This is a genomic window from Acidovorax sp. Leaf191 (assembly GCF_001424425.1).
Classification (GTDB): Bacteria; Pseudomonadota; Gammaproteobacteria; order Burkholderiales; family Burkholderiaceae_C; genus Acidovorax.
In genome coordinates this window covers 425,960-441,466 of record NZ_LMPT01000019.1, presented here as the reverse complement: position 1 = coordinate 441,466, position 15,507 = coordinate 425,960, and the positions used below count along the sequence as shown (strand labels likewise).

Annotated in this window: 13 protein-coding genes and 2 pseudogenes; 9 read left to right on the top strand and 6 right to left on the bottom strand. The window is 66.9% G+C overall.

Annotation, left to right across the window (positions count from 1 at the left end):
- Nucleotides 1-182: 182 nt before the first annotated feature.
- Nucleotides 183-1,091: an IspD/TarI family cytidylyltransferase gene (locus ASG27_RS16065; RefSeq protein ID WP_056418425.1), complete on the top strand. Its 909-nt coding sequence runs from the start codon at nucleotides 183-185 to the stop codon at nucleotides 1,089-1,091.
- Nucleotides 1,092-1,273: 182 nt separating this feature from the next.
- Nucleotides 1,274-1,753, top strand: coding sequence for a 2-C-methyl-D-erythritol 2,4-cyclodiphosphate synthase (gene ispF / locus ASG27_RS16060; protein WP_056418421.1), 480 nt, complete (start codon nucleotides 1,274-1,276; stop codon nucleotides 1,751-1,753).
- A 304-nt stretch (nucleotides 1,754-2,057) separates the two neighbouring features.
- Here the strand turns inward: ispF and ASG27_RS16055 are convergent, their stop codons facing one another.
- Together ASG27_RS16055 and ASG27_RS16050 are read right to left on the bottom strand one after the other, a co-directional pair.
- The gene (locus tag ASG27_RS16055; RefSeq protein ID WP_056418419.1) at nucleotides 2,058-3,038 is read right to left on the bottom strand and encodes a Bug family tripartite tricarboxylate transporter substrate binding protein; all 981 of its coding nucleotides are present in this window, start codon (nucleotides 3,036-3,038) and stop codon (nucleotides 2,058-2,060) included.
- 14 nt (nucleotides 3,039-3,052) lie between these two features.
- Complete coding sequence (locus ASG27_RS16050) at nucleotides 3,053-4,081, bottom strand: porin (RefSeq protein ID WP_056418416.1); 1,029 nt, start codon at nucleotides 4,079-4,081, stop codon at nucleotides 3,053-3,055.
- 213 nt (nucleotides 4,082-4,294) lie between these two features.
- Here ASG27_RS16050 and ASG27_RS16045 point away from each other — a divergent pair, with 213 nt between their 5' ends.
- The gene (locus tag ASG27_RS16045) at nucleotides 4,295-5,653 is read left to right on the top strand and encodes a class-II fumarase/aspartase family protein (protein WP_235504056.1); all 1,359 of its coding nucleotides are present in this window, start codon (nucleotides 4,295-4,297) and stop codon (nucleotides 5,651-5,653) included.
- A gap of 29 nt (nucleotides 5,654-5,682) precedes the next feature.
- On the opposite strand, the gene ASG27_RS16040 is transcribed toward ASG27_RS16045, so the two are convergent.
- Nucleotides 5,683-6,813: a GntR family transcriptional regulator gene (locus ASG27_RS16040; protein WP_235504055.1), complete on the bottom strand. Its 1,131-nt coding sequence runs from the start codon at nucleotides 6,811-6,813 to the stop codon at nucleotides 5,683-5,685.
- Nucleotides 6,814-6,864: 51 nt separating this feature from the next.
- The gene (locus ASG27_RS16035; RefSeq protein ID WP_056418407.1) at nucleotides 6,865-7,902 is read right to left on the bottom strand and encodes a LacI family DNA-binding transcriptional regulator; all 1,038 of its coding nucleotides are present in this window, start codon (nucleotides 7,900-7,902) and stop codon (nucleotides 6,865-6,867) included.
- A gap of 469 nt (nucleotides 7,903-8,371) precedes the next feature.
- Between ASG27_RS16035 and ASG27_RS26825 the strand changes: the two are divergent.
- From ASG27_RS26825 to gudD, 5 genes and pseudogenes are all read left to right on the top strand, one after another.
- Nucleotides 8,372-8,464 (top strand): annotated as a pseudogene (locus ASG27_RS26825) (5-dehydro-4-deoxyglucarate dehydratase); the annotation flags it as partial.
- A gap of 7 nt (nucleotides 8,465-8,471) precedes the next feature.
- A pseudogene (locus tag ASG27_RS27650) lies at nucleotides 8,472-8,947 on the top strand (dihydrodipicolinate synthase family protein); the annotation flags it as partial.
- A 1-nt stretch (nucleotide 8,948) separates the two neighbouring features.
- Nucleotides 8,949-9,542 (top strand): 5-dehydro-4-deoxyglucarate dehydratase (locus ASG27_RS27645; RefSeq protein WP_235508468.1); only part of this gene is annotated, 594 nt, incomplete at its 5' end.
- Nucleotides 9,543-9,643: 101 nt separating this feature from the next.
- On the top strand, nucleotides 9,644-10,639 hold the full coding sequence (locus ASG27_RS16025) for a Bug family tripartite tricarboxylate transporter substrate binding protein (RefSeq protein WP_200912470.1): 996 nt from the start codon (nucleotides 9,644-9,646) through the stop codon (nucleotides 10,637-10,639).
- A gap of 158 nt (nucleotides 10,640-10,797) precedes the next feature.
- Nucleotides 10,798-12,150: a glucarate dehydratase gene (gene gudD, locus ASG27_RS16020; RefSeq protein ID WP_056421125.1), complete on the top strand. Its 1,353-nt coding sequence runs from the start codon at nucleotides 10,798-10,800 to the stop codon at nucleotides 12,148-12,150.
- Nucleotides 12,151-12,298: 148 nt separating this feature from the next.
- Here gudD and ASG27_RS16015 read toward each other — a convergent pair whose 3' ends face one another.
- Together ASG27_RS16015 and ompR are read right to left on the bottom strand one after the other, a co-directional pair.
- On the bottom strand, nucleotides 12,299-13,828 hold the full coding sequence (locus ASG27_RS16015; protein WP_056421127.1) for an ATP-binding protein: 1,530 nt from the start codon (nucleotides 13,826-13,828) through the stop codon (nucleotides 12,299-12,301).
- A gap of 10 nt (nucleotides 13,829-13,838) precedes the next feature.
- Complete coding sequence (gene ompR, locus ASG27_RS16010; protein ID WP_010460834.1) at nucleotides 13,839-14,570, bottom strand: osmolarity response regulator transcription factor OmpR; 732 nt, start codon at nucleotides 14,568-14,570, stop codon at nucleotides 13,839-13,841.
- Between the two features lie 235 nt (nucleotides 14,571-14,805).
- On the opposite strand from ompR, the gene ASG27_RS16005 reads away from it, so the two are divergent.
- Nucleotides 14,806-15,504 (top strand): SIMPL domain-containing protein, encoded by a 699-nt coding sequence (locus ASG27_RS16005; protein ID WP_056421129.1) that lies wholly within the window; start codon nucleotides 14,806-14,808, stop codon nucleotides 15,502-15,504.
- Nucleotides 15,505-15,507: the final 3 nt, after the last annotated feature.

The window sequence follows — 15,507 nt, the reverse complement described above, 5'->3', positions numbered from 1 at the left end:
TGGGCCCGCCGCACCCGTTGGGCGCAGAAAGCGCACGGGCTGTTTCGGGGGCAACGGAGCATTCTAGGACCTGCGCATGAACTCTGCCGGGCCCGCGCACGCGCTTGCCCGCCGCCGCCTGCGGCAGCGCCCAGGACGCAGTGGACGGTGCACCATCCCGCCCCTCCTAAAATGGCCCCCTCATGACCATCGATCCGCTGCTGCAATCCTCGCTCGCCACGTCCCACGCCCCTCCAGTGGCGCCGGGGCGGTTCTGGGCGCTGGTGCCCTGCGCGGGCAGCGGGTCGCGGGCGGTGGCAGCACCGCCTGCCGCGCCGGCGGGCTCCACCGTGTCGGCCTTCGGCGCGCTGGCTGCCGCGGCGGGCGAGCCAGCCGCGCCGCCACCCCTGCCCAAGCAGTACCACCTGGTGGCGGGCTACCCGATGGTCATGCACACGCTGGCGGCATTTGCGGGTGTGGGCCGCCTGGCCGGCACCTTGGTCGCCGTGGCGCCTGGGGATCATTTTCTGCAGGCCCACGCGCATCCCTCGTTCTTTGTCGTCGACTGCGGCGGTCCCACCCGCGCCGCCACGGTGCAGGGCGGGCTGGCAGCGCTTGAGGCGCGGGGCGCCCAGCGCGACGACTGGGTGCTGGTGCACGATGCAGCGCGCTGCCTGGTCACGGCCGAGCAGATCGACCGGCTCATCGACGTGTGCGCGCAAGACAGCGTGGGCGGCCTGCTGGCGCACCAGCTGGCGGACACGCTCAAGACATCGACCGACGGCCCGGGCGGCGTGCGCGTGGCCTCCACCGTGGACCGCAGCAACAAGTGGCTGGCGCAGACGCCGCAGATGTTCCGCATCGGCCCGTTGCAGGATGCCCTGGCGAAGGTGGGAACGAACGTGACCGACGAAGCCAGCGCAATGGAGGCGATGGGCCTGCACCCGCGCCTGGTGCCTGGCGGCGCGCAGAACTTCAAGGTGACCTACCCCGACGACTTTGCACTGGCCGAAGCCGTGCTGGCCCAGCGCGGCCACGGCACAACGCTGGCGCGCTTCGGCGGCGAGCGCGGGCAGGGCGCCACCGAGACGGGGCGCAAGACTATTTTTTGAAGCACATCGCCCGCGGATTCGCTGGTGCGAGACTCGGATTTATCAACTCAGCGGAACAGGAGCGGCTCACCAGCTCAGCCCTGCGGTTCTGGCGACGCGCTTGGCCGCAGGCAGTACGCACGTACGACACGGCGGGGCAACGACGCCACAAGAGCTGGGTAAGTCGCTAACAAAAGGCACACATGAATTTCAGGATTGGAGAAGGTTGGGACGTGCATGCGCTGGTGCCAGGCCGCGCGCTGGTGATCGGCGGGGTGACCATCCCCCACACCATGGGTCTGCTGGGCCATTCGGATGCCGACGTGTTGCTGCATGCGATCACCGACGCCATTCTGGGCGCGGCGGGCCTGGGTGACATCGGTACCCATTTCCCGGACACCGACGCGCAGTTCCGCGGGGCAGACTCTGCCGTGCTGCTGGCGGAAGCCGCGCGCCGCGTGCGCGCTGCGGGCTACACCATCGGCAATGTGGACAGCACCGTGGTGGCCCAGGCCCCGCGCCTGGCTGCGCACATTCCCGGCATGCGCGAGTGCATTGCCAAGGCGCTGGCCATCGAGCCGGGCCAGGTGAATGTGAAAGCCAAGACCGCCGAACGCCTGGGGCCCGTGGGTCAGGGGCTGGCGATGGAAGCGCGGGCCGCGGCGCTGATCTACAAAGCCTGAGGCGCTGCGCGCCAAAACCGACGGCCGCTCGGTGTTGGACGGTTAATGTGACCGGGCGTTGTGCCTGCAGCATCAGCGTGCCGCTTCGACGACAGGCACCAGGCCTTCTCACCGCATTCGGCTGCGCCAAGCGCAGTGACCGATATACAAGAGCCTATGGCGCCGGTGGTGAAAAAACTGGCGGGCGCGGTGCGCAACTGAGTCCGCCCCGTCGTCCCACCCGCCATGGCGAAGGAGGCACCGCCAGCGCCACCAGGAGGGTGCGGTGCCTTGCGCAAACAGTCGGCGGCCTTGCTGTCTGCCGTCACTCCATCGTGATTTTGGAGTTGGTCACGATGTCGCGGTACAGCGCAGCCTGGGGCTTGATGAAGGCCTTGAACTCGGACCCACCCATGGGTGCCACGGTGATGCCTGCGTCCAGCAGCTTCTGGCGCAGCTCGGGCTGGGCCAGCGTCTCCTTCAGGGCCTTGTCGTACGCGGCCACGGTGGTGGCGGGTGTGCCAGCCTTGAGGAACAACCCCTGCCACAGCGGCAAAGCCATACCGGCGAAGCCGTCTTCCTCACCGATGCGCTTGACGTCGGGAAGCTGGGGTACGCGCACGGTGTCGGAGACCGACAGGGCCTTGATCTTGCCGTCCTTGAGGAATGGCATCGCGGTGGAGAGCACCAGCATGGCGCTGTCGACCTGGCCGCCCACCAGGTCGTTGGTGATGTGCGTGCCGCCGCGGTAGGGCACGTGCAGCATGGCGACCTTGGCCTGCTTGTTGATGAGCGCGCCGTACAGGTGCTGCATGGTGCCGATGCCCGGCGTGGCGAAGTTGATGCTGTCCTTGCCGCCCTTGCGCAGTGCCGCCACCAGGTCGGCCAGGCTGGCATAGGGGGCCGCCTTGGGCACGGCGAAGATCATGGGCACCGTGCTCATGCGGCCCACGGGCACCAGGTCGTTCTCCCAGTCGAGCTTGACCTTGGCGTTGACCATGGGCACCACGACCGTGTCGGTGCCGCCCATGTAGAGCAGGCTGCCGTCGGTGGGCCCGTTGAGCACGCGTTGAGCGGCCAGCATGCCGCTGGCGCCGGCCACGTTCTCGACGATGACGGTGCGTGACAGGCGTTTGCCCAGCTCTGTGCCCACGACGCGCGCCACCAGGTCGGCGCTGCCGCCGGCCGAGTAACCCACGATGAGCGAGGTGGGTTTGCTGTCGCTCTGGGCGTGGGCCGCGAGGCTGGGTGCCAGTGCGCCTGCTGCGATGGCGGCAGCTTGATTCAGGAGTTCTCTGCGTTGCATGGCATGCCTCCTGTTCAGAACGTGTGCTTCACGCCGAAATCGATCGCCGTGGTGCGTGTGAGCCCGTCGCGCTGGGCGGTACCCAGGTTGGTGTAGAGCAATGTGCGCTTGCTCAGGTCGTACTGCAGGCCCACGCCGATCATCTGCGAATCGAGGTTCGTCGCTGGGTTGAGCTTGCCGTACATCACGTAGGTGCGGCCAAAGCTCAGCGGCACCAGGGCCGAGACGCTGTAGGCAGTGGCATCGCCGTTGAGGCCGCCCTTGGCGCGGCTGACGCTGGCCTTGGCCTGCACCAGGCCGAAATCGTATCCGCCCGCCACCAGTGCCAAGTGGGTGCTGGAGTCGAGCCGGTCAAATGCGGCGCCCAGCCACACCGGGCCGTTCTTGTACTGCAGGTTGCCCGAGGTGGCGTTGCTGCGCGTGCCCTCTCCCAGGGCTGCGGCAACCTCTGCGCTCACGCCCGCAATGGTGGGCGACTTGTAGCCGACCGTGTTGGCCCAGCGGATGTTGGAGGCCTCCACCGTGGCGGCCACCGGCGTGTAGTTGGCATAGGTGTAGGCCGAGCCGAGCTGGCTTACGTAGCTCCAGTAGGTGGGGTCGGCGTTCAGCGCCACGGTGTAGGCGGCCGAGTATTCGCGGCCCGCATACACCTCGCCCCAATCCTTGCTGCCCACGGCCACCACCGAGCGGCCCAGCCAGAACACATTGGGGTTGCTGGGCGCGCCGGTGTCGGCGGCAAAGCGGTGCTCCAGCTGAAAGCGCGAGTACAGGCCGCCACCCAGGTCCTCGCGCGCCGCAAAGCCCAGGCGCGAGGTGTTGCCGGCCTTGAGCGTCCAAACCAGTGGCGTCACGCCGCGGCCGGGCAGCAGCGCGCCTGGCGTGGTGCCGCCGTTGGCGCGGGCCAGGCCCTGGTCGACGATGCCGTAGATGGTGAGCGAGGACTGCGCCTGCGCTGCACCGCAGGCACCAAGGCTGGCGCAGGCCAGCAACAGCGCGAGAGGGGTGGAGCAGGCGGGAGCACCTGCCGGGGAATACCTTGTCATGGACTTGTCTCCGATGGGATGGGGTTTGTAGCTGACAGGCAAATTGTATGTATTGATATTTTGTAATGCAATACAATGCAACTCAATCGAAGACGTATCTGGTGTCATTCGATGATGAATTTATTCAGATTTTGCTAATCAAATCAATACAATACAAGTGCAATCCAGGGACATACCCTAGGTTGTATGAACGGAGCACACATGGCGGTCGGAATGTTCGAATCCTTTATCACGGGCCACTGGTTCAGTGCCGAGGCCAAGGCCTTTTGGAGCGATGGCGCTACGCTGCAAGCCTGGCTGGACGTGGAGGCCGCGCTGGCCCGCGCGCAGGCCGAGCTGGGCGTGATCCCGTCCGAGGCGGCGCCCGTGATTGCCGCGAACGCCCATGCCGAGCTGTTCGACCTGCCGCAGCTGGCCCAGGCCATCGCTTTTGCCCAGCACCCACTGGTCCCCGTGCTGCACCGCTTCGAGCAGTTGTGCGGCGAGCCGGCAGCCGGCTACATCCACTGGGGTGCGACCACGCAGAACATCTTCGACACCGCCAGCGCGTTGCAGATGAAGCGCACGCACGCGCTGCTGGCGGGGCACCTGGATGGCGCCATCGATGCGCTGGCCACGCTGGCCCTGACGCACCAGGCCACGCCCATGGCAGGGCGCACGCATGGCCAGCATGCGCTGCCCATGACGCTGGGCTTCAAGCTCGCGGGGTGGGTGGACGAGCTCGACCGCAGCCGCCAGCGCCTGGCCGAGCGGCTGGCCACGTCCTTCCCGGCCAGCATGGGCGGCGCCATCGGCACCTTTGCCGCCACTGGGCCGCTGGGGCCGGCGGTCCAGGCACGGCTGGCGGCGCAACTGGGGCTGCTGGCAGCGCCGCTGCCGCTGCGGTCGTCCTTCGATCGGGCGGGTGATTACCTGGCTGCGCTGGGCTTGCTCGCTGGCACGGCGCAGAAGATCGCGCAGGACATCGTCTTTTTGCAGCGCACCGAGATCGGCGAGGTGGCCGAGGCGTTCCACCTGGGCAAGGTGGGCAGCTCCACCATGGCGCAAAAGCGCAACCCCTCCACCGCGCTGCTGCTGGTGAGCCTGGCACGCATGCTGCGCACCCGCGTGCAGGCCGCGCAGGACACGATGGTGCGCATGGACGAGGGCGATTCATCGGCCACCAACGTGGCGGATGCCCTGCTGCCCGAGATCGCCATCATCGCCGCCTCGGTCACGGAAACGCTGGCGCGCCTGGCCCGCGGCCTGGTCGTGGACGAAGAGGCGATGGCGCGCAATTTGGGGCTGACGCAGGGCCTGATCGCATCCGAAGCCGTGATGATGCGGCTGACCCAGCGCATGGGCCGGCATGAAGCGCACCGCCTGCTCTACGCGGCAGCGCAGCGCGCGCAGTCCGAGGGCGTGTCCTTCGTGGAGGCGATCCGTGCGCTGCCACCGTTTGACGGCGGTGCGCTGCCGGCCGATCTGCTGCGGGCGCTGGATGCCAAGACCTATGTGGGCGAGTCGGCGGCGCTCACGGTGCAGACGGTGGCGCGTGTGGCACCCGGCTGCTTGGAGCCAGTTCGCCGATGAGCGACCTCAGGCAGCTCGTGAACAGGTTGTCAGGCTAAAGCCGCCACCGATGCGCCCAAGCGACGCACCACAGGCGTGAGGTGGATGCCGTAGGGCCTGCCGGCATCCGCCCAGCGCGCGGTAATGGCGCCGTGCAGGGCCTCCACCTGATCGGCCACGCTGCAGCCCACCACGTCGAAGAAATCGGCATGCTCGTTGGCCAGGTCGGTGCGCCCCAGCAGCACCACGCTCAGCTGCGCGGGCACGGCGATGCCGGCATGGGTCAGCAGGCGCTGAAACAGGGCACCGTCCTCGATGCCCCAGGCCACCAGCGCGGTGAAGGGCAGGGCGCCGCTGCCACCGGCGCTGGCCTGCAACTGCTGCACCAGCCGTGTGGCGTAGTCCTCGTGTGGGAGCTGGTCCAGAGTGATCTCGATCAGCTCCACGCCGGGCAGTGTGTGCTGCAGGCTGGCAAAGCGGCGCCGCCCGAGTTGCGTGGCCAGATAGGGGTGGGCCGTCGTGGCATAGGCGATGCGCCGGTGCCCTTGCTGCACCAGCTGTTCGATGGCGGCGGCCAGCGGTTCGCCCCATTCGGTGCCGACGGCCTCGACGTCGGCACCCACCAGGGCTGCGCCGTCAACGGCCAGCACCTCGCACTTGTCGCGCAGCGCGGCCAGCAGGGCGATGGGAATGGCCTTGAAGGTGGACTGCACCACGCAGGCATCGAAGCGCGGCAGGCCCTTGAGCACGGTGAGTGCATGGTCCGGGTCGTTGTACGACAGCTCCAGCACCCGGTGTCCTTCGGCCGCCAGGCGTCGCTGCAGCCCTTCCACCAGTACCCGGCCGCGCGCAATGCTGATGGAGCGGCGCAGCAGCAGCACCGATTTCACGGCGGGGAGGGCGGTGCCGACCGCAGGCGTCCGGGGGCGCTCGCCGTCAGCCGGCGCTGCTGCGGCACGGTGTGCGCCGGTGCCCCGAAAGTAGGTGCCACGCCCTACCTGCGAGTCGATCAGGCCCCGGTCCTTGAGTCCCTGGAAAGCGCGCTGCACCAGCATCTGTGAGGCGCCAAAGCGCTTCATCAGCTCGCGGATGGTGGGAAGGCGCTCGCCGGGTTGGGCCTTGTGGGCCAACTGGTCGAGGAACTGGTCGAGGTCCGGCGGAGAGCTGGCGGTGCTGCGCATGATGTCAATACAATACACCACAAATTGCATGTGGCGCCTGGGCGGGTGCAGCTATGCGCTTTCCCGCTCCACGATGGAAAAGCCGATGTCCACCACCGGCTCCGCCACGGACTTGCCGTCGGCACGGTCGGCGATCAACTGGGCCGCCATCTGCCCCATGCGCGTGCCGTCGATGCGCACGGTGGTCAGGCTGGGGCTCACCGTCTGCGCGAAGTCGATATCGCCAAACCCCACCACCGCCAGCGGCCCGGGCACGGCAATGCCGCGCACGCGTGCCTCCGTCAACACGCCCAGTGCCAGCATGTCGGAGCTGCAGAACACCGCGTCGATGTCCGGCGCATCGGCCAGCAGTGCGGCCAGGCCGTCACGGCCGTCGGCGTGCGTGGTGGGGGATTTGCCCAGCCGCACCGCCGGCTCGCGCAGTCCCAGGCGCAGGGCCGCGGCCTGGAAGCCGCGGGCGCGGCGGGCGGCGCGTTCGTCACCACCGCTGAGCAGCGCCAGGCGCCGCCGGCCCTTGGCGAACAGGTGCTCGCACACGGCCGCACCCAGGGCTTCGTGCCGCAGGCCCACCAGCATGTCGATGGGGGTGTCGGTGAAGTCCCAGGTCTCCACAATGGGGATGCCCGATGCCATGAGCATGCGGCGCCCCTCGGGCGAATGCATGACGCCCGTGACCACGATGCCGTCTGGGCGCCGGCCGACGATGGCGCGCAGCAGTTCGTCTTCGCGCGAGTGTGCATAGCCGATCTGGCCCACCATCACCTGGAACCCTCGCAGCTCCAGCGCATCGGTCAGCGCCTGCACCATCTCGCCGAACAAGGGCCCGGTGAGGGTGGGCACCAGCGCGGTGACCACATGGCTGCGCGCCGAGCGCAACCCCCCGGCCACCAGGTTGGGCACGTAGCCCATGTTGGAGACGGCCTCCTGCACGCGCACCCGCGTCGCCTCCGACACCTGGTGCGGTGTGTTGATGGCGCGCGAGACGGTGATCATCGACACGCCCGCGCGCTCGGCCACCTCCCGCAGCGTGACCGCAGGGCGGTCGCGCGGTGCGGGGGATGCTGTGGCGGGAGTGGAGGGGGCTTGCATGGTCGGAGTCTATCGACAAGCAGTGTGGAATTGCCTCGTGGACGGGGTCGGCGGTGAGCCTGGCGCGACTCAGTGTGGCATTGGCTGGCGTAGCCTCCGCTGTGAGGGTCAGCGTCCAGAAAGCGTCCCCCAGGGTGATTTCCGCTGCCTGACTGTCTGCGAGTTTGAATAAAAATGGCTGCTACCGCTTGATGGTCAAGCGTGTAAAGCTATTAAAAATATAGCAAAGCATTTTTTGGGAGGCTTCGCGGTATAACCAAAGAGATCGCATGACTAAGGGTTAACCTCAGTATCGGATGAGTTTGTTAACGTTAACATTTGGCTTGAAAAATGCAAATCGAGCGTATCTCCCAGGTACGTGCGGACGCGTCAAGGCGGTTGTATGACTTCTGCCGCGGCCGACGACGCTGCTGCTGATGCCTGTTTTTTTGCCATCTCCCACCCACCGATCTGATCTGACTGGATGACCATGAACCCGCAAGAACTCAAATCCATCATGGGCTCCGGCCTGCTGTCGTTCCCCATCACCGACTTCGACGAGCAGGGTGAATTCCGCCCCAAGNATGACCATGAACCCGCAAGAACTCAAATCCATCATGGGCTCCGGCCTGCTGTCGTTCCCCATCACCGACTTCGACGAGCAGGGTGAATTCCGCCCCAAGACCTACATCGAGCGCCTGGAGTGGCTGGCYCCCTACGGCGCCAGCGCTCTCTTTGCCGCCGGCGGCACGGGYGAGTACTTCTCGCTGTCGGGCCCCGAGTACGGCCAGGTGGTCAAGACCGCGGTGGACACCTGCCGCGGCAAGGTGCCGATCATTGCCGGYGCCGGYGGCCCCACCCGCACCGCCATCGCCCATGCCCAGGAAGCCGAGCGCCTGGGCGCCCACGGCATCCTGCTCTTGCCCCACTACCTGACCGAAGCCGGCCAGGAAGGCCTGATCGAGCATGTGGCCCAGGTGTGCAACAGCGTGAAGTTCGGCGTCATCGTCTACAACCGCGACCGCACCAAGCTCACGGCCAACTCCCTGGCCATCCTGGCCGACCGNCTGCCACTTCGGCGTCATCGGGCACGTCGCCATGCGCGTAGGGAAGGCCTGATCGAGCATGTGGCCCAGGTGTGCAACAGCGTGAAGTTCGGCGTCATCGTCTACAACCGCGACCGCACCAAGCTCACGGCCAACTCCCTGGCCATCCTGGCCGACCGYTGCCCCAACCTGATCGGCTTCAAGGACGGCGTGGGCAACATCGAGACCATGTCTTCGATCTTCATGAAGATGGGCGACCGCTTCTCSTACCTGGGCGGGCTGCCCACGGCCGAGGTCTATGCGGCTGCCTACAAGGCGCTGGGCACGCCGGTGTATTCGTCCGCCGTSTTCAACTTCATCCCCAAGACGGCGATGGAGTTCTACAAGGCCGTGGCGGCGGACGACACCGCCACGCAGCACAAGCTGCTCCAGGAGTTCTTCATGCCCTACCTGGCCATCCGCAACCGGGTGGAAGGCTATGGCGTCTCCATCATCAAGGCGGGCGCCAAGATCGTGGGCCACGACGGCGGGCCGGTGCGCGCACCGCTGACGGACCTGAAGCCCAGCGAGATGGAAGAGCTCAAGGCGCTCATCGACAAGCTCGGCCCGCAGTAATTGCACTACGCGCCCAGCCCGACCCCATCCCGTTCCACGCAAGACCCGACCCAGGCCCCGCAGAGGGCTGCGTCAATCATCCAACTTCGGAGACATCCACCATGTTCATCAAGAAACTGCTGCTGACCGCAAGCGCGTTCAGCCTGGCTTTTGCTTTTGCCGCATCGGCCCAGACGGCCGCGCCCGGTACACCCGCAGCCTGGCCTGAAAAGCCCGTGACCATCGTCGTGCCGTTCCCGGCCGGCGGCTCCACCGACATGGTGGCCCGCGCCATGGCGCAGCACATGGGCGACAAACTGGGCCAGAATTTCGTGGTGGACAACCGCCCCGGTGCCACGGGCACGCTGGGCGCTGGCATGGTCAAGCGCGCGCCGGCCGATGGCTACACGCTGCTGGTGTCCTCGCTGGGCGCCTTCGTCGTGGCGCCGCACCTGCTCAAGAGCGTGCCGTACGACGCGCTCAAGGATTTCGACTACATCACCGTGCCGGTGCAGGCGCCCAACGTGCTGGTGGCCGCCCCTGGCCAGAAGGCGCGCACCGTGAAGGAAGTGATCGCCCAGCTCAAGGCCAACCCCGGCAAGGTGAGCTTTGCGAGTTCGGGCAACGGCTCGTCGGACCACCTCTCGGCCGAAGTGTTCTGGCAGCAAAGCGGCACCGAAGGCCTGCACATCCCCTACAAGGGCGGCGCTCCGGCCATCAACGACCTGCTGGGCGGTCAGGTGGAGTTCTCGTTCCAGAACGTGAACGCCGTGCTGCAGCACATCCGCGGCGGCAAGCTGCATGCAATCGCTGTGACCGGCGACAAGCGCAGCCCGGTGCTGCCCGACGTGCCCACCCTGGCCGAGGCCGGTGTGGCCGGTGCCGAGGTGTACTCGTGGCAAGGCATGGCCGCGCCCAAGGGCCTGCCGCCAGCGCTCAAGAAGAAGCTCTCGGACGCAGCCATCGCCGCCCTGAACGACCCGGCCGTGAAGAAACGCATGCTTGACCAGGGCCTGGAGATCGTGGCCAGCACGCCCGAAGCCTTCACCGCTTACCAGGCGCGCGAATTCGCGCGATGGAAGACAGTCATCGAGACCCGCAAGATCACTGCCGATTGAGAGCGACTCAAAAACCTCTTGTGGCGTTGTTGCTCCGTCTTGTCGTGCTCCTCGCACTGCATGCGACGTAGCGCCTGGCCAGAACCGCTTCGCCGAGGTTTGTGAGCCGCTTTGACACGAAAGACCCGGGGGGCGCTCCCCCCATATTCCAGAACACCATGACCACCTCTTCCAACCCTTCTGCCGCCAGCACCCCCGTCGTCACCGAGCTGCGCGTGGTGCCGGTGGCGGGCCACGACAGCATGCTCATGAACCTGAGCGGCGCGCACGGCCCGTTCTTCACGCGCAACCTGATCATCCTGCGTGACAGCGCGGGCAACACCGGTGTGGGCGAGGTGCCCGGCGGCGAGAAGATTCGCCAGACCATCGAGGATGCACGGCCGCTGATCGTGGGCCGCCCCATCGGGCACCACAACGCCGTGCTCAACGCCATGCGCGCACAGTTTGCCGACCGCGATGCAGGCGGGCGCGGGTTGCAGACGTTTGACCTGCGCATCACCATCCACGCGGTCACCGCCGTGGAATCAGCCTTTCTGGACCTGCTGGGCCAGCACCTGAACGTGCCCGTGGCCGCGCTGTTGGGCGATGGCGTGCAGCGCGAATCGGTGCAGATGCTGGGCTACCTGTTCTACGTGGGGGACCGCCAAAAGACCGACCTGGCCTACCGCACCGAGCCTGGTGCCGACAACGACTGGTTCCGCCTGCGCAACGAGAAGGCCATGACGGCCGACGGCATCGTGCGCCTGGCCGAGGCCGCGTACGAGCGCTACGGCTTTGCCGACTTCAAGCTCAAGGGTGGCGTGCTGCGCGGCGAGGAAGAGGTTGAGGCCATCCGCGCGCTGCACGATCGCTTTCCGGAGGCGCGGGTGACGTTGGACCCCAATGGCGGCTGGCTGCTGAAGGACGCCATCCGCATCACGCGCGACCTGCACGGCGTGATGGCCTATGCCGAGGACCCCTGCGGCGCCGAAGGCGTGTTCTCGGGCCGCGAGGTGATGGCCGAGTTTCGCCGCGCCACGGGCCTGCCCACCGCCACCAACATGGTGGCCACCGACTGGCGCGAGATGGCCCACAGCCTGGCCCTGCAGTCGGTGGACATCCCCCTGGCCGACCCGCATTTCTGGACCATGGCCGGGTCGGTGCGCGTGGCGCAGATGTGCCAGGCCTTCGGCCTGACCTGGGGCTCGCATTCCAACAACCACTTCGATGTCTCGTTGGCCATGTTCACCCACGTGGGCGCCGCCGCCCCCGGCCGCGTGACGGCCATCGACACGCACTGGATCTGGCAGGACGGCGAACGCCTGACCAAGGAGCCGTTCCAGATCAAGGACGGCTTCATCCAGCTCCCCAAAAAGCCCGGCTTGGGCGTGGAGCTGGACATGGACGAGGTCGAGCGGGCCCACCGCCTGTATCTGGAGCACGGCCTGGGCGCGCGCGACGATGCGATCGCCATGCAGTACCTGATTCCGGGCTGGAAGTTCAACAACAAATCGCCGTGCATGGTGCGTTGAACGGTAGACGCTGGTGCGTCGTCACCCCGTTGTGTCGCACTACGGGCATTGAGCAAGGTGTAAAGAGCCACCTCAGCCCAGGTGCGGAACGGCACAAAGCAAAAAGCCCCGAAGTCCGGGGCTTTTTGCATTGGGGAAAGAGGGCGGCTCAGGCCGTCCGGTCTTCGGCGCGGCGCCGGGGCAACTGGCGCTTGACGGACGGGCGTTGCAGCCGCTGCTTGGGGTCGGCGCCATCCGGCAGCCCTGTGGCGCGCTGCAGCTGCAGGTGCGCCACCAGGCCGCCCGTGCTGGAGTTGGCCAGCGCGAAGATGCCGCCCATGCGCTGCACGGTCTTGTCCACGATGGACAGGCCCAGGCCCGCGCCCGCCGCTGCGGTGCGCGCCGAGTCGCCGCGGAAGAAGGGCTTGGTCAGGTTGGACAACTGCTCGGGCGGCACACCCGGGCCGTGGTCGCGCAGCTTGACCAGCACCCAGTTCTCGCGCCCCTTGGCGGCGATGTCCACGTTGGTGATGCCGGTGTCCTCCGCCTTGCCGTAGCGCCGCGCGTTTTCCAGCAGGTTGGAGATCACGCGCGCCAGTTCCACCTCGTCGGCCAGCACGTTCAGGTCCTCGGGGACCGACATCGTGATCTGCAGCTCGCGGTGGTCCTGCACGGCGTAGACGCACGACGACACCACGGCATGAAGGTTCACTGGAGTGAGCGTGACGTGGTCAGGGCGCGCGTAATCCAGGAACTTGTCGATGGTGGCGTCGAGCTGCACGATGTCCGCCACCATGTGCTCGCGGGCGACCTCATCGTTCACGCTCATCTCGGTTTCGAGCCGCAGGCGCGCCAGGGGCGTGCGCAGGTCGTGCGAGATGCCGGCCAGCATCACCGCGCGGTCCTGCTCCAGCTTGGCCAGCTTTTGCGCCATGCGGTTGAAGCCGATGTTGACCTCGCGGATCTCGCTGGTCACCACCTCTTCATCCAGGTGGCTGGCTGCGAAGTCGCCGTCCTTGACGCGGTTGGCAGCGTACGACAGCTGCTTGAGCGGCCGGTTGATCAGCCGCGCGATGGCCGCAGCACCCGCCAGCGACAGGGCGCCCGCGGTGATGAGCCAGATCAGCCAGGTGCGGCCGCCAGCCGGGCTGAACCGCGAGCGGTCCATCAGCAGCCAGTTGGGGTCGCCGTTGATGTTAAAACCCACCCACAGGCCGGTCTCGCCGTTCACGTTCTGGGCCACGATGGTGTCGGGCCCCAGGCGCTGGGTGAGCTCGTCGGTGAGGCGGTTGCCCAGGGCCGTGCCTTCGAGCAGCTCGAACTTGTCCTTGGGCTCACGCGGGAGGATGCGCACACCTTCCTGGTCCGCCATGGTCTTGATCAGCGAGACACGTGCAATCGCATCCGAGTGCACCAGTGCCGCGCGGCTCAGGTTGACCAGCGATGCGATCTGCTGCGCGGTGTGCAGCGTGCGCGGCTCGAACTCCAGCGCCCGCAGCGTCTGCAGCCAGGCCAGGATACTGCCCACCAGCAGCAAGGCCAGCAGGAAGAACGTGCGCCAGAAAAGGTTGAGCCCCACGCGCGCGCGCTGCTCCCGCGCAAGGCGCAGGGCTTCGAGCGGCGCGGGGCTGGTGGCGTCGGGCGGGGCGGTCACGGATTGCCGGAAAGGGGGTCTCGGCTTGCCGTCATTCTTTCGCATGAAGAGGGGCTCAGCTGGTTCCGTCCGGCACGAACACGTAGCCCACGCCCCACACCGTCTGGATGTAGCGCGGCGCGGCCGCATCGACCTCGACCAGCTTGCGCAGGCGCGAAACCTGCACGTCCAGGCTGCGGTCGAAGGGCTCGAACTCGCGGCCGCGGGCCAGCAGGGCCAGCTTTTCGCGGGACAGCGGCTGGCGCGGGTGGCGCACCAGCGCCTTGAGCATTGCGAATTCGCCGGTGGTCAGCGGCAGTTCTTCACCATTGCGCTGCAGGGCGCGCGTGCCCAGGTCGAAGGTGAATGGGCCGAAGGTGACGACCTCGTTGTCGCCCGACGGGGCACCGGGGGCTTCCTGCGCGGGGCGGCGGCGCAGCACGGCATGGATGCGGGCGAGGAGTTCGCGGGGGTTGAAAGGCTTGCCCAGGTAGTCGTCGGCGCCCACTTCCAGGCCGACGATGCGGTCCACGTCCTCGCCCTTGGCGGTGAGCATGATGATGGGGGTGCGGTCATTGGCGGCGCGCAGTCGGCGGCAGATCGACAAGCCATCTTCGCCCGGCATCATCAGGTCGAGCACGATGATGTCCACCGTCTCGCGCAGCAGCAGGCGGTTCAGGGCCTTGCCGTCTTCAGCGACCATGACCTCGAAGCCTTCCTGCGTCAGATAGCGGCGCAGCAGATCACGGATACGGGCGTCGTCGTCCACCACGAGAACTTTGTCGGTGCGATTGGTTGTTGTGGCCATGTAGATCTCAAGTCCAATTTGTAACAGAGCCGATTCTGACCACTTGGAACGCCGAAGTTCGGGTTTTGGGGGGTGGTTTGACCAACTGTTACAAGTTTTGCCCAGCTTCGCACGCTGGTGCGCCGTGGTTCAAACGTGCTGCCATCCCGTGCGGTTATGGTGAAGCCCGCACATGCCCGCATGGAGGCTGTGTTTTGCCTTGAAGGACATTCAGACCGTGAAAAAAACTACCAAAATGATAGCTGCCAGCGCTTTGCTGGCTTGCGCTGGAGCCTCTTTTGCCCAAACCGCTGCGCCCGTACCCGAGCCGCGCAATGTGGTGCAGTTGTCGGCCACAGGCACGGTCGAAGTGCAGCAGGACCTGCTGGTGCTCAACCTCGCCACCAGCAAGGAGGCAGCCGACGCAGCCACAGTGCAGACCCAGCTCAAGCAGGCGCTTGACACGGCCCTGACCGAAGCCAAGCGCAATGCGCAGCCCGGCCAGCTGGATGTGCGCACGGGCCCGTTCGGCCTGTACCCGCGTTATGGCAAGGACGGCAAGATCAATGGCTGGCAGGGCCGGGCGGAGCTGGTGCTGGAAGGGCGTGACTTCTCGCGCATCACCACCACTGCCGGCAAGATCCAGACAATGTCCATCAGCCAGGTGGCCTTCGGCTTGTCGCGCGAGGCGCGTGCCAAGGTCGAGGGCGAGGCCCAGACTCAAGCCATCGAGCAGTTCAAGGCGCGTGCGGCAGAACTGGCCAAGGGCTTTGGTTTCAGCAACTACAGCCTGCGCGAAGTGGCGGTCAACAGCAATGAGTCGATGCCTGGTCCTCGCCCCCGCATGATGGCTGCCGAGGCCAAGATGGGTTCGTTCTCGGATTCCGCGGTACCGGTGGAAGCCGGCAAGGCCCAGGTCATCGTGAACGTGTCCGGCTCCGTGCAGATGCGTTGATGG